This is a genomic window from Paenibacillus sp. Paensp111, assembly GCF_059492195.1.
Map to the genome: position 1 here is coordinate 3756049 of NZ_CP168527.1, position 24829 is coordinate 3780877.

Here is a 24829-nt window from a genome sequence, read left to right on the forward strand (position 1 = left end):
AAAGCACCGAATCCCGAATAGGATTCAGTGCTTTTTTTATTATGGATATCTGAGAATTGGATTAATGCTTAGAGCGGTAAGGCTCTTCGGAAGAGTGCGAGTGTGAATTCGGTCCTCGTCTACCGAGCAATCTTTCCACATTCTGCTTAATGCCGTATAAGGCATAAATAACTAGGGGAACAAATATTAATTTGGTCAATTGATCCGGGAATCTAACAGCGACCACAACGGCAACCACAACGACCCATGGAGCGAACCAAAGCGCTTTTCTCGGCAGGCCGATCTTCTTGAAATTCGGGTATCTAACGGAACTGACCATCAAATAAGAAAGCAAAAGCATCGCTATGATAAAATAAGGGGCTGTAATCTCTTTGTGAAATAAGGACAGTGTTGCAAGAACGCTTCCTGCAGCTGGAATCGGAAGGCCAATGAAGTAACCCGGAATTCCCGGCTTCACGTTGAACCTTGCCAGACGGAGTGCACCGCACATCGGGAAGATGGCCGTTACAATCCACGCCAGTGCTTCCGGCATGTTCTGAAAAGAAATGGTATACATCAATAACGCAGGTGCGATTCCGAAGGAAATCACATCTGAGAGAGAATCGAGTTCTTTGCCAAATTCGCTTTGACAATTAAGGGCACGGGCCACGCGTCCATCCAGACCATCGAGCAGCATCGCAACAATAACCATAATCGCTGCCAAACTGTACTTCCCGTTAAATGCCAGCATAATCGCGACCATTCCGAGAAACAAGTTACCTAAGGTAAACATGTTCGGAATCGATTTAGTAATCATCTCTTCACCTCATATATATTATGCCTCAGGATCATCCTTTGATTGTATGGGAATTAGATTTGTCTGTCAATGAATACTTGTTCCTGTAGGCGTTTCAATCCATCTTTAATGGTACGTGCTCGAACCTCACCGATTCCATCGACCTCATCCAGTTCTTCTATGGAGGCAATCATCACCCCAGGCAGGTGCTCGAACCGTTCAATGAGGTTATGGATAATGACATTAGGCAGGCGGGGGATCTTATTAAGCACCCGGTAGCCCCGGGGAGAAATAAGCTCCTCGGAAGAGGCAGCAGATGCAGGATAGCCAAGCAGACGGGAAATATGAACTCCGTCCAGAAGCTCTTCATCCGAAGAACGCTTAAGTCCCATGATCAGCTCACGAATATATTCCTCGTGATCCTCGCGGGCATAATCCTTATACAGCAGCCAAGCTTCTTCTTCCATGTTACTGACCAGTTCTTCCATCTGCATACTGATTAGACGGCCTTCCGTGCCCAGCTCATTAATGAACCGTTTAATTTCAAGCTTGATACGGATCACCATTTCAACCCGCTGAATTACATTAATCACCTCAGGCAAAGTGACAAGCTCCTCGAATTCCGAGGCAGTCAAATTTGTAAGGGATTGATTCAGCACGGATCTGTATTTCTCAAGCGTTTGAATGGCTTGGTTCGCTTTGGTTAAGATCACGCCAATTTCCTTAAGTGCATAGCGGAGACCGCCTTGGTATAGCGTGATGATATTCCGCCGCTGGGAAATGGACACAACCAGCTTACCGGTCTGTTTGGCCACCCGCTCTGCGGTACGGTGCCGGATTCCTGTCTCGGCCGACGAGATGGAAGAGTCGGGGATAAGCTGGGTATTCGCATATAAAATGCGTTTTAAATCCTCACTTAATATGATCGCTCCGTCCATTTTGGCAAGCTCATACAAATAGTTCGGAGAGAAATCACAGTTAATGGAGAAGCCACCTTCCACCACTTCCATCACTTCCGGACTATAGCCAACCACAATCAATCCGCCCGTCTTGGCCCGCAGCACATTCTCGAGTCCGTCCCTGAATGCGGTCCCGGGTGCCACTAGCCTAAGCAAATCGTTCATTTTCTCCAGTTGGTTTGGTTCTTTCATCTTCAAGTGCCCCCTAATTTAACGCAACAGCTAATGCCTCTGCAACCGTATTTACTCCGATCAATTGAATGCCCTTCGGACTCTTCCAGCCCTTTAAGCTCTTCTCCGGGAGAATAACCCGTTTGAACCCTAACTTCTGTGCCTCTCTTACCCGCTGTTCGGCCCTGGAGACTGCCCGGACCTCTCCTGTCAAGCCGACCTCTCCAAAGATTACATCATCAGGCTTGGTCGGAATATCGCGGAAGCTGGATGCAATACTCACCGCGATCGCCAGATCCACTGCGGGCTCATCCAGACGCACCCCTCCAGCTACGTTAACGTAAGCGTCCTGATTCTGGAGGAACATGCCCATTCTCTTCTCAAGGACAGCAATAATAAGATTCATCCGGTGATGATCCACGCCGGTTCCCATTCGTCTTGGAGAAGGGAAATGGGTAGAGGAGATCAGCGCCTGCAGTTCTACCAGCATAGGACGGGTTCCCTCCATGCTGGCTACAACGGTAGAGCCTGCTACGCCAAGGGGACGCTCCGAAAGAAATAATTCTGAAGGGTTGACTACCTCTGTCAGTCCCACTTCATTCATTTCAAATATGCCAATTTCGTTGGTCGAACCGAAGCGGTTCTTAACCGCACGCAGCAGGCGATAGGAATGATGGCGCTCGCCCTCAAAATAAAGCACACAGTCCACCATATGCTCAAGCAGCCTCGGACCTGCAATGGCACCCTCCTTGGTAACATGGCCCACAAGGACGGTAGCAATTCCCTGTCCCTTCGCAATCCGCATAAATCTTGCTGTGCATTCCCGAACCTGAGATACACTTCCTGGAGCGCTTGTCACTTCAGGCAAATATACAGTCTGGATCGAGTCGATGACCAGAAAGTCGGGCGATACACTCTCTATCGCCTCTTCAATACTGTCCATATTGCTCTCACACAGCACGTAGAGCTCTGCGGACAAGGCACCTAATCGCTCAGCTCGGAGCTTGGTCTGCTTCACAGACTCCTCGCCGGAGATGTACAGAACACGTAGTCCCGCGTTGGCCATCTCATATGAAGTCTGAAGCAGCAGCGTGGATTTCCCAATACCCGGATCCCCACCAACTAGAACCAGAGAGCCAGGAACCACTCCCCCGCCCAGTACCCTGTTCAGTTCACCAATCCCTGTCTGAACGCGGGGCTCTTTACCGCTTTCTATATTAATTATGGGCTGGGCCTTTTCTTTAGTCTGAAAAAGTCCCGAAGTCAGCCCCTGAGTCTTGACTACTTTCTCGGTCTCCTCCACCATGGTATTCCAGCTGCTGCAGCCCGGACATTTACCATACCATTTAGGGGATTCATAACCGCATTCCGTACAATAGAACTTGGTCTTAATTTTGGCCATGTACCTCTCCTTAACCAACCTGAAAATTTTCAAACGATAATACTTTATCCATACGACAATCAAAGTTTACCATTTATATTGTTTTATCGTAAAGTTTAAATACATTTGTTAGAACAAACAGCAAGAGGCTGCGTCACTCGAACGTAAGTTCGAGCGGCGTTCAGCCCCTTGTCTATACATATTATGCTAAATTGTTCAATTTAATTAGGTGATAAAGTACCTGTTCTATTCACGGTTAGAGCCCCGTTCTCTTCGTCGATAACAAGGGAATCACCTTTCTTCACCGTGCCGGTCAAGAGCTCTTCGGACAACCGGTCTTCAATGTGCTTTTGAATCGCACGACGCAGCGGACGTGCGCCATAAGCCGGATCGAACCCTTCCTTGGCCAAGAAAGCTTTCGCTTTGTCAGTCAGAAGGAAATCAACATCATATTCACGCAGACGCTTGCGAAGCTCTTCGGACATGAGTGTCACAATCTCGGCGATATGCACTTCTTCGAGGGAGTGGAACACAATCGTCTCATCAATCCGGTTCAGGAATTCAGGACGGAAGCTCTTCTTAAGCTCTGCCATCACTTTGTCCTTCATCGTATTATAGTTCGCTCCAGCATCGCTTACCGCAGTAAAGCCGAGTGTCGTGTTCTTCTTGATCACATCAGCGCCCACATTGGAAGTAAGAATGATCAGTGTATTGCGGAAGTCAACTACACGGCCTTTGGAGTCCGTGAGGCGTCCATCTTCCAGCACTTGAAGCAGGATGTTGAATACCTCTGGATGAGCCTTCTCAATCTCATCAAGCAGGACTACGGAATAAGGCTTGCGGCGAACTTTCTCCGTCAATTGACCGCCTTCTTCATAGCCTACATATCCAGGAGGAGCTCCGACGAGACGGGAAGTGGAATGCTTCTCCATATATTCGGACATGTCGATCCGAATTACGGCATTCTCGTCACCGAACATCGCTTCAGCTAGTGCGCGGGCAAGCTCTGTTTTACCTACCCCGGTAGGACCCAGGAAGATAAATGAGCCCATTGGACGTTTAGGATCTTTCAGTCCGGCACGTGCGCGGCGAATGGCCCGGCTAACCGCTTTAACAGCCTCTTCCTGACCAATAACGCGTTCATGGAGAATCTGCTCCATGTTAAGCAGGCGTTCAGTCTCCTCTTCCTTCAGCTTGCTGACAGGGATTCCGGTCCAGCTTGCTACAACCTGGGCAATATCCTCAGGAGTTACCTCGGAATCGGTGCGGCCTTGTTTTTCTTTCCATTGATTCTTCGTTACATCAAGCTCTTCACGAATCTTCTGCTCTGTATCACGAAGGGCAGCAGCCTTTTCAAATTCCTGGCTTTGAACAGCTGAATCCTTCTCCTTACGGATATCATCCAGACGGTTCTCAAGCTGCTTCAAATTAGGTGGTACCGTATATGAGTTGAGCCTTACTTTGGAGCCCGCCTCGTCAATAAGGTCAATGGCCTTATCCGGCAAGAACCGATCCGGGATATAACGGTCAGAAAGCTTCACTGCCTGCTCGATAGCCTCATCTGTAATTTTCACCCGGTGATGGGCTTCATAACGGTCACGAAGACCGTGCAGGATTTGGATTGCTTCTTCCGGAGATGGCTGGTCCACTGTAATCGGCTGGAAGCGGCGCTCGAGCGCAGCGTCTTTCTCGATATATTTGCGATATTCGTCCAGTGTGGTTGCACCAATGCACTGAAGTTCACCGCGGGCCAAAGCCGGCTTTAGAATATTGGAGGCGTCAATAGCGCCTTCAGCACCCCCTGCACCGATAAGGGTATGCAGCTCGTCAATGAACAGAATAATATTGCCCGCTTGGCGAATTTCGTCCATGATTTTCTTCAAACGATCTTCAAACTCACCGCGGTATTTGGTACCGGCAACTACGGAGCCCATATCGAGCGTCATAACTCTCTTATCCCGAAGTGTCTCAGGGATTTCGTTGTTGATTATTTTTTGGGCAAGGCCTTCAGCGATCGCTGTCTTACCTACCCCCGGTTCCCCGATCAATACCGGATTGTTCTTAGTACGGCGACTCAACACCTGAATAACACGCTCAATTTCCTTGCTGCGTCCGATAACCGGATCCAGGCTGCCCTCCTTGGCTATAGCCGTCAGGTCACGAGCCAAGCTGTCCAGTGTTGGGGTGTTCACATTGGCCGGAGTCCCATGATGGCTGGATACCGCCTCACTGCTTCCAAGCAGCTGCAGCACTTGTTGACGAGCTTTATTCAGGCTGATTCCAAGGTTGTTCAGTACGCGGGCTGCCACACCTTCTCCTTCACGGATAAGGCCGAGCAGGATATGCTCAGTTCCCACATAGGTATGACCAAGCTTGCGTGCTTCGTCCATTGAAAGTTCAATGACTTTCTTGGCACGAGGCGTATAAGCAATATTCGTTGGCTGTTCTTGACCGCGGCCAATTAAGGTTTCTACCTCATCTTGAATTTTCTCAAGTCCAAGACCTAGACCAATCAAGGCTTTGGCGGCAATGCCTTCTCCTTCACGAATAAGACCCAGCAGTATGTGTTCAGTACCAATATTATTATGCCCCAAACGAACTGCTTCCTCTTGAGCCAAAGCCAGCACTTTCTGTGCGCGTTCCGTAAATCTTCCAAACATCATATCCCCTACACCTCCATGATTGGTAAAAATCTGGTTCTCCATTTACAACACTATTGCATTTATTTACCCAATTTCTCGCGAATGAGCTTGGCCCTGTACATATCCCGCTCAGCGCGATCCATGTGTTCATTGAATATCTTTTGCAAAAAACCAGGCTGTGTCAGCACGGTCAGTTCATTCAACTGCGATGCCGACAGGTGATCAATCAGCCCCAGATCAATGCCGAGTCTGACATCGGACAATCGCTGGGCTGCTTCCTTGGAATCAATAATCGCTGCATTGGATAAGATCCCGTAGGACCGCATAACCCTGTCTGTCATCCGCAGCCGCGACTCCATAAGCAGCTTCTGCCTTGCCGTTTTCTCATGCTCGATGATCTGTAAGACTACACCATGCAGATTCTCAATGATTTCTGATTCACTTTGTCCCAGTGTAATCTGATTTGAGATTTGAAACAAGTTACCCATGGCCTCACTACCTTCGCCATATATCCCGCGAACCGTCAATCCAACCTGCGATACCGCTGATAAAATCCGGTTAATCTGCTGCGTTAGCACTAAAGCGGGAAGGTGCATCATGACCGAAGCTCTAAGCCCAGTACCTACGTTAGTAGGACAACTGGTCAGGTAACCTCTTTTATCGTCAAAAGCATAATCCACATGAGCTTCAAAAATATCATCCACCGCCGTGGCACGCTCCCAAGCTTCCTGAACATGGAACCCTGGATACAAACACTGAATACGCAGATGATCTTCTTCATTAATCATAATGCTCAGGCTCTCATCTTCACTGATGAGAACCGCGCCATTGCGTGACTCGGTGGCAAGATTAGGGCTAATTAGATGCTTCTCAACCAGAATTCTTCGGTCCAAATCATCCATCTCATCCAAGAGCAGGAAATGCAGTACACCGTACTGACCCAAGCGTTCGTCCTCAAGGACCCCCTTGAGTCTTGTCAACACTTCTTCCGACTGCTGGTTCGTCGCCAGCATAGGGAATGCAAGATGTTGGAGGTTCCGCGCAATCCGCACCCGGCTGCTGATGACAATATCGGATTCATATCCTCTATGTCTCATCCATTCACTGAGCGGCTGTTCTGTAAACCGGAGATTAGGCATAACGCATTCCTCCTACTCTGATGAAATGTCTTTCTCAAGTTCTCGTATCTCATCCCGAAGCTTCGCTGCCTTCTCAAATTCCTCTTCGGCGATTTTCTGTTGAAGCTCCTGCCTCAAGCCTTCAATCTTGCGTTTGGCTTGAATATGGCTTCCTACCCGGACAGGTACCTTCCCCATATGGGTGGTGTTCCCGTGTACCCTTTTGAATAAAGGATCCAACCGGTCGTTAAAATATTTATAACAAGAACTGCAGCCGAACCGTCCCACTTTACTGAATTGGGAGTAGGTCATTCCGCATTCCTTACATTGAAGATTCTCCGTATTCTTGCCTACCATTTGTCCTTTTCCACTTGGGCCAATATCCAGTAGACCGGATAATAAGCTGTGTATAGAAAAGCCTCCTGAGGTTCCAGGTATCATCTCGCCTTTTTCTCTCGCGCACGCTTCACAAATATGAAATTCCGTCTTCTCGCCATTCACAATTTTGGTGAAATGAAGCGAAGCCGGACGCTTACCGCATTCCTGACAAAGCACAAGATGCCCCCCTTTATTCCTGGCCTATTATTTGACTATTTGACTAATAACGCAATCAACATGGCCTTCATAATTCTGGCACGAATCTCATCCCGATAAGGCAGCTTAAGCGCCAAGACCTCCCTTGAAGTTACCGACCTCATCAAATTCGCTTCGCGCTCGGTAATGATCCGAGCCTCCAGTAATTGATAGATCAGCCCCTCCGCAGCAGCTTGACCCATTTCATTCCCAATGGTCTGATGCAGATGCGTATGCAGCGAGGTTGGACCAGGCAGTTCAATCTTTCTGATCCTGACGTACCCGCCTCCGCCGCGCTTGCTTTCTACAAGGTAACCCTTCTCCAAAGTAAACCGCGTACTAATTACGTAGTTAATCTGGGAGGGAACGCAGGAGAATTTATCGGCTAAATCATTGCGCTGAATCTCAATGGTTCCTTCAGGACTTTCATGCATAATACTCTTGAGATACTTCTCAATAATATCGGAGATATTTCGCATTCACTCATCCCTCCACTGCTCGAAGCGTTTAGCCATTACGAAGCGGCAAAAATGATCTCCTGATAAAGTCACACTGCAGTCATATTAGCGACTACGTTTAAATTTTCGAATTATAAGCAAAGGTTAAAGAAATTACTGATTTTCATCAAGTTGACTTTGACTTTCTTTGACCTTGAATTTATTATATCATATTTTCCTGGTTTGCCAAGAGCCCTTTTATATTTAGTCTAAAAACCTGTGAAGTCCATACTCTTGATCAGGATCTCTAAGCAAGTCCGTTATAATCAGCCCTAAATATACTTTACCCATCCTGCTGCGTGTCCATTCGATTCTCTGGTTAATTTAACACCTGTTCACATTTCAACTTCCACTCAGTGGCTTTTCCTTGCTGATTTAACATCTACTGAAGACATCATCAGGAACTTCAAATTTAACGGATATCCATTTTAGCCTATTCCTGCAGGCTTCATTAGGACGGACACTACAGGACTAACCTTCTGTCATTAAAAGGCTAACAAAAAAAAGAACCATCAGGTTTCTGACGGTTCTTGGCTTGATTTGAGTTAGTCTCCTTCTTTCTCCTGCGGCACATCGTACTTGTTCATATGTGCTGTAATGGCTTCTACTGCCTCGTTAACATCGGTAGTAGCTGGAACTGCTTTGACTTCATCCTCCGTTTTGTCCAGAAAGTTCTGGTGATCCGCACGAATGGCTTCTATCTTGTTGCTCATCTGCAATCAACCTCCTATATTTAAAAATGCCGTCTTATTATTTCATAATCAACTGGTTCTATCCCTGATTAATGGAGCCGGAATATTAAAACAAAACAAACAAAAAAACCTTATCGAATATCGATAAGGTTTCTTCTATTGCTTGGCGGCGTCCTACTCTCCCAGGACCCTGCGGTCCAAGTACCATTGGCGCTGGAGGGCTTAACGGTCGTGTTCGGGATGGGTACGCGTGGAACCCCTCCGCCATCGCCACCAAACATGATTTTTCGAAGCTTCCGCTTCTCGAAATCGCTGCGAGAAAATATCAGGCCTTAATAAAGACCCACATGTTCTCTTCAGGCTTGATCGCCTGAAAACTAGATACGAAACGAATCTGCGTATGCTCTTCTTGGACTACGTCCTTCCGAGCTTGTTGGATAAGCCCTCGACCGATTAGTACTGGTCAGCTCCATGCATTGCTGCACTTCCACCCCCAGCCTATCTACCTCGTCGTCTTCAAGGGGTCTTACGAATTGGGAAATCTCATCTTGAGGGGGGCTTCACGCTTAGATGCTTTCAGCGCTTATCCCTTCCGCACTTAGCTACCCAGCTGTGCTCCTGGCGGAACAACTGGTGCACCAGCGGTGCGTCCATCCCGGTCCTCTCGTACTAAGGACAGCTCCTCTCAAATTTCCTACGCCCACGACAGATAGGGACCGAACTGTCTCACGACGTTCTGAACCCAGCTCGCGTACCGCTTTAATGGGCGAACAGCCCAACCCTTGGGACCTACTTCAGCCCCAGGATGCGATGAGCCGACATCGAGGTGCCAAACCTCCCCGTCGATGTGGACTCTTGGGGGAGATAAGCCTGTTATCCCCAGGGTAGCTTTTATCCGTTGAGCGATGGCCCTTCCATGCGGTACCACCGGATCACTAAGCCCGACTTTCGTCCCTGCTCGACTTGTCAGTCTCGCAGTCAAGCTCCCTTATGCCTTTGCACTCTTCGAATGATTTCCAACCATTCTGAGGGAACCTTGGGGCGCCTCCGTTACTCTTTAGGAGGCGACCGCCCCAGTCAAACTGCCCACCTGACACTGTCCCCATACCGGATCACGGTACCAGGTTAGAACTCCGATACGATCAGGGTGGTATCCCAACGTTGCCTCCACAGAAGCTGGCGCTCCTGCTTCTTAGGCTCCCACCTATCCTGTACAAATCGTATCAAAGTCCAATATCAAGCTGCAGTAAAGCTCCATGGGGTCTTTCCGTCTTGTCGCGGGTAACCTGCATCTTCACAGGTATTAAAATTTCACCGGATCTCTCGTTGAGACAGCGCCCAAGTCGTTACGCCATTCGTGCGGGTCAGAATTTACCTGACAAGGAATTTCGCTACCTTAGGACCGTTATAGTTACGGCCGCCGTTTACTGGGGCTTCGGTTCATAGCTTCGGGTTACCCCTAACCACTCCCCTTAACCTTCCAGCACCGGGCAGGCGTCAGCCCGTATACTTCGCCTTGCGGCTTCGCACAGACCTGTGTTTTTGCTAAACAGTCGCTTGGGCCTTTTCACTGCGGCCCCCTCGTGCTATTCACACTACCGGGGCACCCCTTCTCCCGAAGTTACGGGGTCATTTTGCCGAGTTCCTTAACGAGAGTTCTTCCGCGCGCCTTAGAATTCTCTTCTCGCCTACCTGTGTCGGTTTGCGGTACGGGCACCTTCTCCTGGCTAGAGGCTTTTCTTGGCAGTGTGAGATCATGACCTTCGCTACTGTAATTTTCGCTCCCCATCACAGCCCAGCCTTACGATGTGCGGATTTGCCTACACACCAGCCTCACTGCTTAGACGGACATCCATCAGTCCGCGTCACTACCCTACTGCGTCACCCCATCGCTCATAACGGATTACGGTGGTACAGGAATTTCAACCTGTTGTCCTTCGACTACGCCTTTCGGCCTCGCCTTAGGTCCCGACTTACCCTGAGCGGACGAACCTTCCTCAGGAACCCTTAGGCTTTCGGCGGATCAGATTCTCACTGATCTTTTCGTTACTCATACCGGCATTCTCACTTGTATGCTGTCCAGCGCTCCTTACGGTACACCTTCAACCTACATACAACGCTCCCCTACCCCTGATGCAATGCATCAAGCCATAGCTTCGGTGGTGTGTTTAGCCCCGTTACATTTTCGGCGCAGAGTCACTCGACCAGTGAGCTATTACGCACTCTTTAAATGGTGGCTGCTTCTAAGCCAACATCCTGGTTGTCTGTGCAACTCCACATCCTTTCCCACTTAACACACACTTGGGGACCTTAGCTGATGGTCTGGGCTGTTTCCCTTTTGACAATGGATCTTAGCACTCACTGTCTGACTCCCGGATACAAGTTTATGGCATTCGGAGTTTGACTGAGCTTGGTAACCCTTGGCGGGCCCCGCACCCAATCAGTGCTCTACCTCCACAACTCTTTATTCCGAGGCTAGCCCTAAAGCTATTTCGGGGAGAACCAGCTATCTCCGAGTTCGATTGGAATTTCTCCGCTACCCCCACCTCATCCCCGCATTTTTCAACATACGTGGGTTCGGGCCTCCAGTGCGTGTTACCGCACCTTCACCCTGGACAGGGGTAGATCACACGGTTTCGGGTCTACGTCCACGTACTTAGTCGCCCTATTCAGACTCGCTTTCGCTGCGGCTACGGCTCTTCACCTTAACCTTGCACGGGAACGTAACTCGCCGGTTCATTCTACAAAAGGCACGCCATCACCCATATAGAGGGCTCTGACTTCTTGTAAGCACACGGTTTCAGGATCTCTTTCACTCCCCTTCCGGGGTGCTTTTCACCTTTCCCTCACGGTACTGCTTCACTATCGGTCGCTAGGGAGTATTTAGCCTTAGCAGATGGTCCTGCTGGATTCATACGGGGTTTCACGTGCCCCGCACTACTCGGGATCCGTCTCGGAGGGATCAGAATTTCAGTTACAGGGCTTTTACCTCTTCTAGCGGGCCTTTCCAGACCTCTTCGCCTACCCTAATCCTTTGTAACTCCATGTGAGACGTCCCACAACCCCAAGGGGCAAGCCCCTTGGTTTAGGCTGTTCCGCGTTCGCTCGCCGCTACTGACGGAATCACTCTTGTTTTCTCTTCCTCAGGGTACTTAGATGTTTCAGTTCCCCTGGTCTGCCTCTTCGCAACCTATGTATTCAGTTACGAGTGACTGCGAATTACCACAGCCGGGTTTCCCCATTCGGACATCCCCGGATCAAAGCTTGCTTACAGCTCCCCGAGGCCGTTTCGTTGTTCGCCACGTCCTTCTTCGGCTCCTAGCGCCTAGGCATCCTCCGTGTGCTCTTAGTAGCTTAACCAAATGCTCCGGGCTTTCATTTTTGGGCTCTGTTGCAGAAATCGCAAAGGGTCCCAAAAACGAAACCCCTTCGCGCTACCTTTGACTGCAATCTTGCTTACACAAGATTGGCTTAAAGGAATTCTAATTTACGCAAATTCGTTTCGTTATCTAGTTTTCAAGGATCAAGACATAACTAATAGATGCAATTATGGTGGAGCCAAGCGGGATCGAACCGCTGACCTCCTGCTTGCAAGGCAGGCGCTCTCCCAGCTGAGCTATGGCCCCATGCAAATTCCATCAAAACCGAACAAATGGAGATACGTTAAGTTAAAAGCTTTACGAAGTAAAGTTACTTCGAAAGCATATGCTTGCTTTGCAATGCAAAGCGGTTCCGGCTGCCTTGCGGCAGACCGTATTTGAATGTTACCGTTGCAGGTAACGATTCTCCATAGAAAGGAGGTGATCCAGCCGCACCTTCCGATACGGCTACCTTGTTACGACTTCACCCCAATCATCTACCCCACCTTCGGCGGCTGGCTCCTTGCGGTTACCTCACCGACTTCGGGTGTTGTAAACTCTCGTGGTGTGACGGGCGGTGTGTACAAGACCCGGGAACGTATTCACCGCGGCATGCTGATCCGCGATTACTAGCAATTCCGACTTCATGCAGGCGAGTTGCAGCCTGCAATCCGAACTGAGACCGGCTTTTCTAGGATTCGCTCCACCTCGCGGCTTCGCTTCCCGTTGTACCGGCCATTGTAGTACGTGTGTAGCCCAAGTCATAAGGGGCATGATGATTTGACGTCATCCCCGCCTTCCTCCGGTTTGTCACCGGCAGTCATTCTAGAGTGCCCACCTTAAAGTGCTGGCAACTAAAATCAAGGGTTGCGCTCGTTGCGGGACTTAACCCAACATCTCACGACACGAGCTGACGACAACCATGCACCACCTGTCACCAATGCTCCGAAGAGGGACACCATCTCTGGTGCTTTCATTGGGATGTCAAGACTTGGTAAGGTTCTTCGCGTTGCTTCGAATTAAACCACATACTCCACTGCTTGTGCGGGTCCCCGTCAATTCCTTTGAGTTTCAGTCTTGCGACCGTACTCCCCAGGCGGAATGCTTAATGTGTTAACTTCGGCACCAAGGGTATCGAAACCCCTAACACCTAGCATTCATCGTTTACGGCGTGGACTACCAGGGTATCTAATCCTGTTTGCTCCCCACGCTTTCGCGCCTCAGCGTCAGTTACAGCCCAGAGAGTCGCCTTCGCCACTGGTGTTCCTCCACATATCTACGCATTTCACCGCTACACGTGGAATTCCACTCTCCTCTTCTGTACTCAAGTTACCCAGTTTCCGGTGCGACCCGGGGTTGAGCCCCAGGATTAAACACCAGACTTAAATAACCGCCTGCGCGCGCTTTACGCCCAATAATTCCGGACAACGCTTGCCCCCTACGTATTACCGCGGCTGCTGGCACGTAGTTAGCCGGGGCTTTCTTCTCAGGTACCGTCACTCCGGTAGCAGTTACTCTACCGGACGTTCTTCCCTGGCAACAGAGCTTTACGATCCGAAAACCTTCATCACTCACGCGGCGTTGCTCCGTCAGACTTTCGTCCATTGCGGAAGATTCCCTACTGCTGCCTCCCGTAGGAGTCTGGGCCGTGTCTCAGTCCCAGTGTGGCCGTTCACCCTCTCAGGTCGGCTACGCATCGTCGCCTTGGTGAGCCGTTACCCCACCAACTAGCTAATGCGCCGCAGGCCCATCCGTAAGTGACAGATTGCTCCGTCTTTCATCACGCTGCCATGCAGCAACGTGAATTATCCGGTATTAGCTACCGTTTCCGGTAGTTATCCCAGTCTTACAGGCAGGTTACCTACGTGTTACTCACCCGTCCGCCGCTAAATTAATCGGGAGCAAGCTCCCTCATAACTCCGCTCGACTTGCATGTATTAGGCACGCCGCCAGCGTTCGTCCTGAGCCAGGATCAAACTCTCCATAAAGTGTTTGACTTGCTCATTTTGAAACTGACGATTCTTAATAAGAATCTGTTATTCTTAACGTATTCCATTTGTTCAGTTTTCAAAGAACTTGCTCTATCCTATCAAGCGACTCATTTAGCTCACTCAACCGAACAGAATATTAGTTTATCTCATTTCATTCGCTTTGTCAATAACTTATTTCGACATTCATTTCTGCAATTCAGCAAGTTAGCTTCCGAAGCGACAAGAAATAATTTATCATGTTTCGAGTTTTTGTGCAACCACACAAAATATCCCAATTACCTTTTTGCAGGTGACTTATTTCTTAATCAAGTTATTTTTAAAGTATCATAGGGTTAAACAACCACTTAAGCAGCAGCTTACAAGGAGGTCATACATTGAAAGAATGGTTGAGTCAGATACGGAAAGGCTATGGCAGAAAGCTTATCTCGATTCATGCTTGGAACGGCTGGATGGTGCTATTTCTCTCATTATCCGGTCTTGTCCTGATGAGTGGTTATTGGCGCCAAATCCTCGGGGTGACAAGAGGCTGGGTAAAGTGGATGCATCTTGGGGTCGGGCTTGCTCTTCTTGTTCCGGTATTGCTTTATCTCCTATTAGCGGCAAAGCATTGGAAGCAGCTCAAGGATCGGCCGCTGCAAAAGCTCAATGTGATGGTTATATTCATCCTGCTGGGAGGCTGGCTGTTGTCGGGAATTATTTTGTGGCAGCTTAAATTAGCGTGACCTACATGGACTAACAACGCTCTGATCGTTCATGACCTTCTTACCTGGCTGGGTCTGCCCTATATCATTTAACATTCCATTACACGTACAAAATGGCTGAAGGAACCCGGGCGCCGGACTGTGGTGTTGAACTCCTCTCGGAGAGTGGTTGAGACGAATTCGATAGACGGAAGGCGGTCATTTTTGAAATGGACGGTGGCACTTGGTCTTGCGGCCATACTCGGGCCATCTTTTGTTAAATGGATGGGACGTTCTTTGGGAAGCGGTTCAAGCTCTACGGAAGATTATGTGCAAAAAAATGCAAATCGGCTTCTGTCTGCCCCAAGTCCGCTCCCTGCCTCCTTACCGCCAGAAGGTGGAGGCGCTGTAGGTGAATTCCGTGTCTACACGGTGACTCCCATTCCGGCCTTTGACAATACGAACTGGTCATTTACCCTTGACGGTCTGGTCGAACGAAAGCTGGAATGGAACTGGGAAGAGTTCGTCAAGCTGGGGAGAAGCGTACCGGTCAGCGATTTTCACTGTGTAACAGGCTGGTCAGTGTATAAGAACACTTGGGAAGGCATCCCTCTCAAAACGCTGTTATCCATTGCTGGCGCAAATTCGAATGCCGCTTATGTGAAGTTCTACTCCGGGGATGGTACGTATACCGACTCTCTAACGATAGATCAGGCTCATTTGGATGATGTGATGGTGGCCGTTATGCATGATGGCAGACCTATCCCGAACGAGCTCGGTGGTCCCGTAAGACTTGTTGTGCCTCAGATGTATGCCTACAAATCTGTAAAATGGCTGAACCGGATTGAACTTATTGCGGAGGAGCATGTAGGCTACTGGGAGGTGCGGGGATACGATAAGGACGCCTGGGTTCCTGCGGATCGCAAAGCTTGAAAGACAAGTCAAGCGTGAGGTTCGAACGACGGTGCCTAGTGGCATGCTTGAACGCAAGCTGCTTAGCGTTGATCCTGAACGAGGTGCGTTGAATAGAGTAAAAATAAAGGCTGTGCTATTCACTAAGAATGAATAGCACAGCCTTTTGGTTGTGGGAGAACGAGACCGTTAATCCTAATTTGACTGCGATAACGGTAAATGTAAATTGTTAAGATGATGCTGAAGCAGGTTCTTCCGATCAGCCCTGCAGCAGCTTAATGAACTCATCTTCATCCTCAATAACCTGAATTCCGAGTTCCTTTGCTTTCGTCAGCTTACTGCCTGCCTTCTCACCCGCTATAACAAGATCTGTCTTCTTGGAGACACTTCCGGTAACCTTGGCTCCCAGCGCTTCAAGCTTCTCGGCGGCATCATCACGGGTCAACTTGTGCAGGGTTCCTGTAAGCACGACCGTCTTCCCACTGAAGAAGGAATCCGTAGCGACAGGCTGCGGCTTCTCAGGGGCTTTGGCCTGTACACCCAAGGACAGCATCTTGTTGATCCCTGCCTGCATGAATGGATCCGCAAAAAAGCTCACTATGCTGTCGGCCACAATGCCTCCAATATCAGGCAGAGCGGTCAATTCCTCCGCCGCTGCGGACATGATGGCCTGGAGGCTGCCGAAATGCTCGGCTATCACTTTGGTTGTCGACTTGCCCGTGTTCGGAATTCCAAGTGCAAACAGAAATGCAGCAAGGTCGCGGCCCTTACTTTGCTCAATCGCCTCAAGCAGATTGGTCGCCTTCTTGGCTCCGAAACGCTCCAGCTTCACCAGATCCTCATAGGTCAATGTGTACAGATCAGCTGACTCGCGTACCTCAAGCTCATCATAGAGCTGCTCCGCAGTCTTGTCGCTAAAGGTCTCAATGTCCATAGCATCCCGTGAGGCAAAGTGCGTAATCCGCGCGACGATTTGCGGCTTGCAGCCAAATCGGTTGTTGCAGAATAGGTGGGCACCGCGCTGCTCAAGCGGGAAACCACAAGCCGGGCATTTCTCCGGATAAATGATCTCCTCTCCATCACTCTCCTCCGTAACCTTGCCCAGAATTTCAGGGATTACGTCATTGGAGCGGCGGATGAATACACGTGTGCCGATCGCGAACTTCAAATTCTTCCGTTCAATGTCCCCGACATTGTTGAGCGTACAGTTCTGTACCGTAACTCCAGCCAGCTCAACAGGCTCAACCTTCGCTAACGGCGTTATTTTGCCAGATAAGCATATTTTTTATTTCGGACTTTTGTTTAATATAGTTTTAGACAAGGTTATGTATTAACTGACAGGTGAATATTTTGGCGTAACAGTGCCACGGGTTCTTGTGTGAGAACGCGAAGTTACAAACTATCGTTTCCCATTACTCGAACCTCATTTACTCAATACAATGAAAGCGTTGATTATGAGGTGCCGCACATCACACAGTTTAGATTAAAAATACTTATATTCTTTAATAAATCCAGTGAAGCAATTTGTAATAATCGCCAGCTTCGTTCCATTCAAAGCAGTAATCCCGCGTCAACACTATTGGATCCCCATATGGTTTATCCGTGCGATAAGTAAGGATAGATCCTTGCTTGTAGGTCGCACCATGAGATAGGTCAAAATCATTAGTCTGTGATGATCTCGGCTTAATGATGTAATGAATATGATCCGTGATAAGAATGAAAACACCTATATCAGCTTGTTTTGCATCCACATAAGCTTCAAGATTTTTTAGATCCATAAATGCGTCGTATCGATTATTCGGTTCACGTTGATTTTTTGCTTGGTAATGTTTCAACTCAATAGCAGCTGTCACAGTTTGTTCAGCATGCTGCAAATCTTGAAAGGTAACAACTAGATCGATCAACGCCTTTTTTTGTCTTACTTTTCATAAGCGTTGTCGCTGAAGTAAATGGCACCTCTAGCCCCACATGAAAAGACTCGCTCTTAGAAAAGCAGTATGTATCGCCAATCTGATGAAGGATCATACCCAGGTGCAGTTGTAGAGAGGCTTCACTTGTCAGCGATAAGCGGCCGCATGCTAACTGCGTAGTGATCAAATCCACACTTTGTGAAATAACAATTTTGAGCTTTTCGATTTGCGATAGGGAGAAGGATGAGATCGATGGCATATTTTGAAGCATTGGAACCCCCCCTGTTAACCTTATTCAAAAACGCTGCCATAATCATATCTAACATGTGATTTCTTTTAAATAACCACATTTCAATGAAAATGTTACAGATAGCTGTAAAAAAACGGCTTGTGAAGTGGGCAGGACTAGATCTGTATTATCCTAATCCTGACTCGCTACCTTAACGATCTTATTACCCTTAAAAAACTCCGCAATGGTGTAGTACCTCGGGCCAGCATTATTTGCCTCCGGTTTTGGAAGATGCCTTAGATGAATTACCTCGTGCTTATTCAAGTTGTAAAAGCGGTACTCTTCGTCCTTATGTTCAAAGCCAAATTTGGTTGCTGATCGATCTGCTATGTACCCTTTTATTCGTTTAGCAAAGTCTGCTTCAATACCGTCCAGAACCACCTCAAGGTTCGGTGAAAGCGGGTCTAATACTACAATCTCTTTAATCTTGTACAAAAACTCCATCTCACCGCCACCGGCTGAGCGAAATGTAATATAGATCGGGGTTTTATAGGTAAATCCTCTGCGATGATGAGGGCAGGCATGAATAAAGTGATCCTTCGTTAATTGAAGGGTTTCGCCAGCCGCTACAGACAATACCTCTACCTCATAGAAGTTCATCCCGTTATTCACTCCTGTCAGAAAATCTGTATACTCACGAGCAATATCCAGATCAATGTTTTGATTTTGCTTTGACCGCATAAAATCATTCAGCAATGTAATAATCTCATTCCATGTGATACTAATGAATCCAGTCTCGGTTGGGTGCATCATCCGGTATTTCGTGATCGTAATACCTATGATCGGGATACCTTGTTCTCCCGGAAAGTATTCCGGATTAAGATACGACGATAATTGCAACGTGAGATCATTGTCCTTTACAAGTCCCTTCTTCGAACTCTTCGCTTCCATAACGATGACAAAACGCTTGGCATTCCCCCGGTAAAAGGAAAGAGTAATGTCCCTACGGATATTTACATGGCCCTCCGAAAGCATTTCGGCGTCAACCTGCACATAATCAATCTCACTTAAAGTAAGACCTCCCAGAGTTGCAGGGGAGAGGACGGACTTAATAAACATGAAAACTAGATTTGGATATTTTGAAAAGGTATATGCCAGTCCCTTGGTTTGTTTGGTCTCATTGTCCCCATCAATAAGATCGAAAAAAGATGAATATCGTTTCGAAGAGTGGGTTTTATATACGCGGAAAGATGTTTTCACTAATACCATCACCTTATTCTATCAACTCGAATTGAAGTTAGTTATTAAAGAAACAGCGGTGCCACGGACTGAAATATATAGTCCTAGACTCCCGCCGCGTTAATATTGTACTATCGTTCGCTGTCTTGCTTTAATATACCGTTTACATCTTGCCACATATATGTGGTTCACCGCACTGTCTGTTCTGTAAGCCTGTTCCTTGCTTATATTTACTTCAATAACTTTACCCAGTCTAGGGCATCATCACCAGAGTTAATAGATTTAATTACGAAATCACAAATAGAATATTGCCCCAGTTTAAGTAATGCTAAATTGTATGAATTAAATATTAATTCTTTTGAATTCTTAGATGGAAGCTTGTTTAACCTACATGCTACAATAACTTCAAGTTTTTTATTGCAGTACTCATGCTCCCCAGTATATGGAATTTTGGGGACGCGAACATAATTCCATGAATTAGAGGTATAACCTTTTGCTTTCATCACAGAACAGAATGCGCTTGAACTAGTTGTTGCATTAGATTTAATCAAATCTTCGGCAATAATAGCTTCCTCTGCCCACATTGTAATTGGTGGATTGCTCTCGAACGGATGGTCTCCACGAGATATTCCACAATCAAACTTCACTGCAAGAGTAAGTTTTTTATAACAATATTGTATGATTATTTCTTGAATTATCTTAGGCAATGCGAGGTTCTCATTCACTTTTAAAACATCAAATTTATCATAAAGCTCATTTAGAATCTCTACCCTATTTTCTCTTACAAGTCTTAACGTCCGTAGATCATCATTGAATTTAACTCTATCATGTCTTTGAAGTAAAAAGGCTTCAACAAAAGTGGAGTGTTCCTCGACAGGCGTTGCTACATTGTAGGTACTTAGTGTTGCTTTAATAAATTCAATTATTTCTTCTTGAGAATATTCGGGGCTATTTAGAATCTCCGCAATATCTTGTTCAGCTAGAAAGTTAGGATTTTCATGCAACACTTTTTTTAGTGATTCTATTAATTGTTCATTAAATTTCTGTTCTGCAAAATTGACTTTCCTGTCATTGAAACTGCCCATAGGAATTACAGTTGCAGCTGGATTGAGCACTTCAATTGATGAACTTATAATTGATCCACTGCTCAGTTTCGCCAAATCTTGGGAAAAATCGTGCATGGCTATCTGAGCGTGTTGCGTCATGCTCTCATAATCTGTATCATCTTCTACACTAGTCCCCATATTGTAAATAAACATGGTTTTTGAGCCAGCAAGTACAGGCAACATTTTATTTATTGATTCAGTAAATTCACTCCCATTGTCCGATCTCATTACAAATATGTAAACATCAGCATCACTTACACTTTGTAATCCTTCAACATCTCCGGATACTCCAGGAGTATCTGTTACAATCAGCCCTTCATCAGTTTCGCTCATTATGCTAACTGCGAGGTCACTTGCTTCTGTAGTAATCTCAATAAAATCTTCTTTCGGATCTAACTCCTTCTTCTCTCCAGCTTTTTCATGATTTCTTGAGTAACTGTTATGATTGTTGATGTTATCAAGGAATCTAATTACCCCATCCTCATCAAAATTCTCTTGTATGCCATTAATCGTTGAGTTAGGACTAATAAATCTGATGTGATTGCCCTGATCAGAGCAATTTTTTTTCACAACAAGTCGCACATTAACTTTTGTAAAGTCACGTCCAGGCCCAACAAAATACTTGAAAAAAAGTTGCTGGTAACGTGTGAACCTCGCGGCAATCCTGCTTTTCCCTAGCCTAGCCCTTCCAATAAGCACTATTTTTTTAAACACATTGTTCCCTCCCATAGTTTTTAGTGATTCCGAAGTGATATGTCCTCTTCTATCTAGCCATAAATCTATCTCCCAGGCATTGAATATGGGACCTGACTTCAGCTCCGCAACTGCCTTAGGGAAATCTGAATACCTCTTCCTCCAATTCGTCACGGCCGCATTTGTTACATTTGCAATTTTTGCTATTTCATACATGCCGACAAATTGATCACTCATACCCCTCACACACTTTCTTTAGTTATCAAAATAAACAATCTTGTTTATTTTATAAACGATATATGTTTTGCTTGTATCATAACCCGTTTCATTCCAAAAAGCAAATACCTTCCAACATAACAAAATGATAAAAATAATTAGTCCCTTCTCGGTATACGGAATCCAAGAAGGGACTAATTATTCGTCATAATTTAAATGTCATATAGAGTAAATCGACTTTTTACCTGCGCAATACGGGCACTTTGAACCTTTTACCCTTCGTTCCGTTGGAGCAAGCCAACTATGCCCCTTTATGCACTTCCACCAGATCATTTTATTGGAGCCTGTTGAAATTGAATTTATATTTATCCCAACGTTTTTATCATGATCATATTCGGTTAAAAGTACTGGATATTTATTGAATGCTGAGTCCTCTTCTGATATTCTTGCCCCAGAGCAATATGGGCATGTTTTTCTTTTTGTCATTGCACCAATAGTTTCTTCCCAATCATGCTTTCCACAATTCCAAAAAACCCTTAAATTACTATGGGGCGTATAGTTTTCCGGCTTTAGATCACCATTTGAATCATAGTCCCAGTAACTTGCTGCTTCCGGTTCTAATGCTTTAAAACTGTTTACATCAGGTATTACAACAGTATTATTACAGAACGGACATTTTTTCTTATTAATTACCCTTTCAGATATAACGTCTTCCCATTCATGTCCTTTCTTACACTGCCACCAAACTCTTTTGCTACTCTTTGCTTTAAATTCATAGGGTTTTAATTGCCCATTCTTTATAGGATGCCATTCGGAAGCTAGGTCCTTATGTAAAGTTTCTAAATCGTTTACGCCCCTTATCGCTATTCTTCCAGAACAGTACGGACATCCATTTCCGCAAGACCTAGAATATATCGCCGCTTCCCATTCATGGCCCTTTCCACATTCCCACCAAACTTTTTTAGAAGATCCACGCATTACCATCTGCGGTGCAAATTCCCCGTTTTTGGTTGGGTGCCATTCTTTTGCCAATACGGGGTCAGTGGTTGAAAAATCGTTTTCTCCAACTACCGGCACATGGCCAGTACAATAGATACAACCATGACCACGAACCGTTCTATTTTTAACAAAGGTTTGCCATTCGTGGCCTTTTTCGCATTTCCACCAAACGGGGTCCGGGTAACCAGAATAAATATTTTCCACTGAAACTGAATTCTTCTCTTTATGATATTCCCTCGATAAATGTGGATAATCGCTTACTATGTACTTCCTTGATCTCATATTTAACTCCTATATGTTTTTAATTCGGTTTATTAATTCAAAACTTATTTTTTCATCTTCAACATTGTGAAAAGTATCTTTCACCACCCCTATGATGTCAGTATCGACATCTGAAATAACCCTATCTTGACTTAGTTCAACGCCATCATCTTCAAAAACACCATTTTTCTTTAATATTTTTTCCGCTTCCCTATCCCACAAAATATGTGTCAGATCGTCTTGCTCCCTTACTTTTACAGTTAATTCCTGTACCTTTTGTTTTTGTGCATCTAGCATTTCTTTAGAACTTTTCTCACGGTTTTGATATTCAGCATATTTTTCGGCAACCTCTTTACTCATTCTTCTAATTTCTAAATCTCTTTCTTGAATCCGAGTTTTTAGTTTTAGATTTTCTTTAATAAGTTCTGTATTTGCATTTGACATATCTTCCAACAAAACGTTGAGATTGTTTAATGCAACCTTCAAATCATCCTTCTTCATAGAAAGATAACTGTTTATTTCGATTTGTTTAAATACAGTTTTTGTAATTGGTATTTTTTTATTAGTCAGCCCTATTATCCTCTCATTCAAACCTTCTAAATATTCTTTTGCTTCTGTATCCCTATTAATTATGTAGTACTTGAAATTGGATAATTCCAATTCGTCATTCGCATATTTAGCAATTTTAGAGGCGTTTAAGAAGACTGTTCCTCCCGTATACGCCAAATATGAATCAATTATGTTCTTTATTTCTTCTGTTGCATAAGCTTTAGGTCTCCCTATTTTATTTGTCATACATGTCCCCCTCCCCCCAGTTCCTCAGCATACGCATTTATTAAATTTTCAACACTTGCCTTTAGTTGACTTTTCAAAACCATATACTCATCCGTATCTCTATATTCCTTTTCAGAAGATATCCATTCTTTGAGTCTTTTCAATTTTTCCTCCACTTTAAGTTCCTGTTTTTTAATCAATTCTTTTCGGTTCTTATAACCCTGAAAGTACTTGCATATTTCGCAATCACCCGCAACTGCATAGCAGTCCCCCAAATCTCCTCGAGCAAATAATGTTGAAAAGCATTTTCCTTGGTCAACTTCAATGAATTTTGATAATTCTCCCCCACGTATGATAAAATCCTTACCGTTGCCTACTACTGTTTCAACAATAATTTCATTTCTTTTAGACAACTCAAATAAGCTGTGCGCCTTACATTTTATGAGGTTTTTCATGTTACCTGAATAGTGAAATATCATTTTTACATTTTCATGACCGGTAATTTCTTTTGCCATAAGAATATTGGCTCCGTTAAGAAGCATATTTTGCATAGCTATATGTCTAGAATCACCTAATGAGATCTTCACTATTTCATTAAGTTTTAATTTATACGCCTCACCAACAATAGTTGTCTCCTTTAGTTTATCCTTTGGAATTATTCTATAATTATATTTTTTCTCGATAACATCACAATAAAAAACATCTAATAACCTCGAAAAATGTTTCGTATGAAAGAAACCATGATCTTTAAGCTTGTTACTTGCATTTACATATACTTCATTAACAAACAATGAATCTATGTTTGATTCTTTATATTCCTTAACCAGTTTCTTATAGTCAGAAATCATCGTTGCTATGTTATCCGAAACAGCATATTCATAAATTTTATAATCTTCATCTATCTTATAAGTAATATTTCTTTTTCTACTTGCGTTACCTTTCATTGTTGATCTTCTTATTTTAAGGTACTGGACCCCCTCCCTGTCCTCTATACAGTCTTTTGGTATTAAGGTAAACTCAGTAACCCGCACCGGAAGTATCATGGTGATATTCCACCATAAATAAATCGGGTAAAAGAATATTTTTTCATCAACAGTCGAACTTTCCCAATATTCTTCCAGTATCCTTCCAAATAAAAAATAACTTTGGTATTCTGCTAATTCACGCCTTCTTATATAATTATTTTGATTCCTTTCTTCCTCCAAGATAATCTCTTCTGAGGCAAAAGGCATTAACTCAATAAAATCTTGTATTCCTGTTTTAATTAGCAAGTTGCGATTTTTAGGGGTCTTTGATAAACATTCTGTATTGTATAACAACTCTTTTATGTTATACACCAATTCCTGTAAAGTGCCTATAACGTATTGACCTATACAAAAACTAACATAGCATTTTAGTATTTCTTTGAATTCCGTTATAGAATAATAATTCATATACTTTTTTACGTACACTTCATCAAAAGTAAAATCTAAAGTAATCGAATCCTTTTCGTCAGATAATACCCATGCATCTTCGTTAAATTCACTTTGTATAACCCCATCCTTTTGATAAATTTTAAACTTCTCCAAAGCAATATTTTTTTCTTCAATGCCAATTGTTGTAACCACTTTATGCCGGTTTATTTTTTTATTCTGAGTAATTAACGCCAACAT

16 protein-coding genes, 1 tRNA gene, 3 rRNA genes and 1 pseudogene are annotated in these 24829 nt (G+C 45.3%); 2 read left to right on the forward strand and 19 right to left on the reverse strand.

Features of this window, described 5'->3' with window-relative positions; translation table 11 throughout:
• Window positions 1–61: 61 nt before the first annotated feature.
• The 12 genes from pssA to ACEN86_RS17850 all read right to left on the reverse strand — a co-directional run bounded on the left by pssA (window position 62) and on the right by ACEN86_RS17850 (window position 14155).
• Window positions 62–796: a CDP-diacylglycerol--serine O-phosphatidyltransferase gene (gene pssA, locus ACEN86_RS17795; protein ID WP_495631828.1), complete on the reverse strand. Its 735-nt coding sequence runs from the start codon at window positions 794–796 to the stop codon at window positions 62–64.
• A 53-nt stretch (window positions 797–849) separates the two neighbouring features.
• Window positions 850–1926, reverse strand: a complete 1077-nt coding sequence (gene disA, locus ACEN86_RS17800; RefSeq protein WP_495631829.1) for a DNA integrity scanning diadenylate cyclase DisA — start codon at window positions 1924–1926, stop codon at window positions 850–852.
• 13 nt (window positions 1927–1939) lie between these two features.
• The gene (radA, locus tag ACEN86_RS17805; protein WP_495631830.1) at window positions 1940–3307 is read right to left on the reverse strand and encodes a DNA repair protein RadA; all 1368 of its coding nucleotides are present in this window, start codon (window positions 3305–3307) and stop codon (window positions 1940–1942) included.
• A gap of 200 nt (window positions 3308–3507) precedes the next feature.
• Entirely contained in the window at window positions 3508–5949 is a 2442-nt protein-coding gene (gene clpC / locus ACEN86_RS17810; protein ID WP_495631831.1) for an ATP-dependent protease ATP-binding subunit ClpC, read from the reverse strand.
• A 59-nt stretch (window positions 5950–6008) separates the two neighbouring features.
• Window positions 6009–7067 carry a protein-arginine kinase McsB gene (mcsB, locus tag ACEN86_RS17815; protein WP_495631832.1) on the reverse strand — a complete coding sequence of 353 codons (1059 nt, stop codon included), beginning with the start codon at window positions 7065–7067 and terminating at the stop codon, window positions 6009–6011.
• Window positions 7068–7079: 12 nt separating this feature from the next.
• Complete coding sequence (gene mcsA, locus ACEN86_RS17820; RefSeq protein ID WP_495631833.1) at window positions 7080–7601, reverse strand: protein-arginine kinase activator protein McsA; 522 nt, start codon at window positions 7599–7601, stop codon at window positions 7080–7082.
• A 35-nt stretch (window positions 7602–7636) separates the two neighbouring features.
• On the reverse strand, window positions 7637–8098 hold the full coding sequence (locus tag ACEN86_RS17825; protein ID WP_495631834.1) for a CtsR family transcriptional regulator: 462 nt from the start codon (window positions 8096–8098) through the stop codon (window positions 7637–7639).
• A gap of 563 nt (window positions 8099–8661) precedes the next feature.
• A complete protein-coding gene (locus tag ACEN86_RS17830; protein WP_495631835.1) occupies window positions 8662–8829 on the reverse strand; it encodes a hypothetical protein in 168 nt (55 codons plus the stop codon).
• A 140-nt stretch (window positions 8830–8969) separates the two neighbouring features.
• Window positions 8970–9086: ribosomal RNA gene (gene rrf, locus ACEN86_RS17835) — 5S ribosomal RNA — on the reverse strand.
• 155 nt (window positions 9087–9241) lie between these two features.
• Window positions 9242–12168 (reverse strand): 23S ribosomal RNA (locus ACEN86_RS17840).
• A gap of 190 nt (window positions 12169–12358) precedes the next feature.
• Window positions 12359–12434: transfer RNA gene (locus ACEN86_RS17845), tRNA-Ala, on the reverse strand.
• 167 nt (window positions 12435–12601) lie between these two features.
• Window positions 12602–14155: ribosomal RNA gene (locus ACEN86_RS17850) — 16S ribosomal RNA — on the reverse strand.
• The 16S, 23S and 5S rRNA genes sit together here with 1 tRNA gene alongside, the layout of an rRNA operon.
• A gap of 377 nt (window positions 14156–14532) precedes the next feature.
• On the opposite strand from ACEN86_RS17850, the gene ACEN86_RS17855 reads away from it, so the two are divergent.
• Both ACEN86_RS17855 and ACEN86_RS17860 read left to right on the forward strand, forming a co-directional pair.
• Window positions 14533–14880 carry a hypothetical protein gene (locus tag ACEN86_RS17855; RefSeq protein WP_495631836.1) on the forward strand — a complete coding sequence of 116 codons (348 nt, stop codon included), beginning with the start codon at window positions 14533–14535 and terminating at the stop codon, window positions 14878–14880.
• Window positions 14881–15063: 183 nt separating this feature from the next.
• Window positions 15064–15771, forward strand: a complete 708-nt coding sequence (locus ACEN86_RS17860; protein WP_495631837.1) for a molybdopterin-dependent oxidoreductase — start codon at window positions 15064–15066, stop codon at window positions 15769–15771.
• A 238-nt stretch (window positions 15772–16009) separates the two neighbouring features.
• Here the strand turns inward: ACEN86_RS17860 and ligA are convergent.
• From ligA to ACEN86_RS17895, 7 genes and pseudogenes are all read right to left on the reverse strand, one after another.
• A pseudogene (gene ligA / locus ACEN86_RS17865) lies at window positions 16010–17023 on the reverse strand (NAD-dependent DNA ligase LigA); the annotation flags it as partial.
• Window positions 17024–17252: 229 nt separating this feature from the next.
• A complete protein-coding gene (locus ACEN86_RS17870; protein WP_495631838.1) occupies window positions 17253–17654 on the reverse strand; it encodes a hypothetical protein in 402 nt (133 codons plus the stop codon).
• Window positions 17655–18081: 427 nt separating this feature from the next.
• Window positions 18082–18924 (reverse strand): hypothetical protein, encoded by an 843-nt coding sequence (locus ACEN86_RS17875; protein ID WP_495631839.1) that lies wholly within the window; start codon window positions 18922–18924, stop codon window positions 18082–18084.
• Between the two features lie 434 nt (window positions 18925–19358).
• The gene (locus ACEN86_RS17880) at window positions 19359–21164 is read right to left on the reverse strand and encodes a hypothetical protein (protein ID WP_495631840.1); all 1806 of its coding nucleotides are present in this window, start codon (window positions 21162–21164) and stop codon (window positions 19359–19361) included.
• A 198-nt stretch (window positions 21165–21362) separates the two neighbouring features.
• Window positions 21363–22424 (reverse strand): zinc-ribbon domain-containing protein, encoded by a 1062-nt coding sequence (locus ACEN86_RS17885; protein WP_495631841.1) that lies wholly within the window; start codon window positions 22422–22424, stop codon window positions 21363–21365.
• Window positions 22425–22433: 9 nt separating this feature from the next.
• Window positions 22434–23198: a vacuolar protein sorting family 37 protein gene (locus tag ACEN86_RS17890; RefSeq protein WP_495631842.1), complete on the reverse strand. Its 765-nt coding sequence runs from the start codon at window positions 23196–23198 to the stop codon at window positions 22434–22436.
• Window positions 23195–24829 carry a hypothetical protein gene (locus tag ACEN86_RS17895; protein ID WP_495631843.1) on the reverse strand — a complete coding sequence of 545 codons (1635 nt, stop codon included), beginning with the start codon at window positions 24827–24829 and terminating at the stop codon, window positions 23195–23197. The genes ACEN86_RS17890 and ACEN86_RS17895 overlap by 4 nt, the downstream gene beginning before the upstream one ends.

Coding starts and splice junctions, on each gene's coding strand:
- clpC (WP_495631831.1), bottom strand. CDS start 5,949: ATGATGTTTGGAAGATTTACGGAACGCGCACAGAAAGTGCTGGCTTTG.
- ACEN86_RS17895 (WP_495631843.1), bottom strand. CDS start 24,829: ATGTTGGCGTTAATTACTCAGAATAAAAAAATAAACCGGCATAAAGTG.
- mcsB (WP_495631832.1), bottom strand. CDS start 7,067: ATGCCTAATCTCCGGTTTACAGAACAGCCGCTCAGTGAATGGATGAGA.
- ACEN86_RS17875 (WP_495631839.1), bottom strand. CDS start 18,924: ATGCTTTCGGAGGGCCATGTAAATATCCGTAGGGACATTACTCTTTCC.
- ACEN86_RS17830 (WP_495631835.1), bottom strand. CDS start 8,829: ATGAGCAACAAGATAGAAGCCATTCGTGCGGATCACCAGAACTTTCTG.
- ACEN86_RS17825 (WP_495631834.1), bottom strand. CDS start 8,098: ATGCGAAATATCTCCGATATTATTGAGAAGTATCTCAAGAGTATTATG.
- ACEN86_RS17880 (WP_495631840.1), bottom strand. CDS start 21,164: ATGAGTGATCAATTTGTCGGCATGTATGAAATAGCAAAAATTGCAAAT.
- radA (WP_495631830.1), bottom strand. CDS start 3,307: ATGGCCAAAATTAAGACCAAGTTCTATTGTACGGAATGCGGTTATGAA.
- pssA (WP_495631828.1), bottom strand. CDS start 796: ATGATTACTAAATCGATTCCGAACATGTTTACCTTAGGTAACTTGTTT.
- disA (WP_495631829.1), bottom strand. CDS start 1,926: ATGAAAGAACCAAACCAACTGGAGAAAATGAACGATTTGCTTAGGCTA.
- ACEN86_RS17890 (WP_495631842.1), bottom strand. CDS start 23,198: ATGACAAATAAAATAGGGAGACCTAAAGCTTATGCAACAGAAGAAATA.
- ACEN86_RS17885 (WP_495631841.1), bottom strand. CDS start 22,424: ATGAGATCAAGGAAGTACATAGTAAGCGATTATCCACATTTATCGAGG.